Source organism: Phaeobacter sp. SYSU ZJ3003 (assembly GCF_041300735.1).
GTDB classification, from domain to species: domain Bacteria; phylum Pseudomonadota; class Alphaproteobacteria; order Rhodobacterales; family Rhodobacteraceae; genus Phycobacter; species Phycobacter gallaeciensis_A.
This window is the reverse complement of sequence record NZ_PXNU01000165.1, coordinates 1-418: the sequence shown is the minus strand read 5'-3', so window position 1 is coordinate 418 and position 418 is coordinate 1. Positions and strand designations below refer to the sequence as shown.

Sequence of the window (418 nt, the reverse complement as noted above, 5' to 3'; positions counted from 1 at the left end):
GGCGGCGTTTGGATGCTGCAAGGACAGGATCCGGCGGAGGCCTCCGGCGCCGAGGGGCTGGACATTGCCGAGGGCGAGGCCCTTTACGCTGAAGCCTGCGCTGCCTGTCACGGGGCTCAGCTGGAAGGCCAGCCGGACTGGCGCACACGCGGCCCCGACGGGCGTCTGCCCGCCCCCCCGCATGATGAAACGGGGCACACCTGGCATCATTCGGACAGCCTGCTGTTCAACTATACCAAGCTAGGCGGCAAGGCCCTTATGGCCCAGCAGGGCATGGAGTTAGACAGTGGCATGCCGGGGTTTGGCGACAGCCTTACGGATCAGCAGATCCGCAACGTGCTGGGCTATATCCGGTCCACCTGGCCGGAGCATGTAAAGGAAGCTCAGAAAGCGCGAACCAATGCGGAAAATGGAGAGA

Annotated in this window: 1 protein-coding gene; it reads left to right on the top strand. The window is 64.1% G+C overall.

Going from position 1 to position 418, the window contains the following annotated elements; genetic code table 11:
• Window positions 1-12: 12 nt before the first annotated feature.
• A partial coding sequence (locus tag C6W91_RS21245; protein ID WP_370571626.1) for a cytochrome c occupies window positions 13-418 on the top strand: 406 nt, incomplete at its 3' end.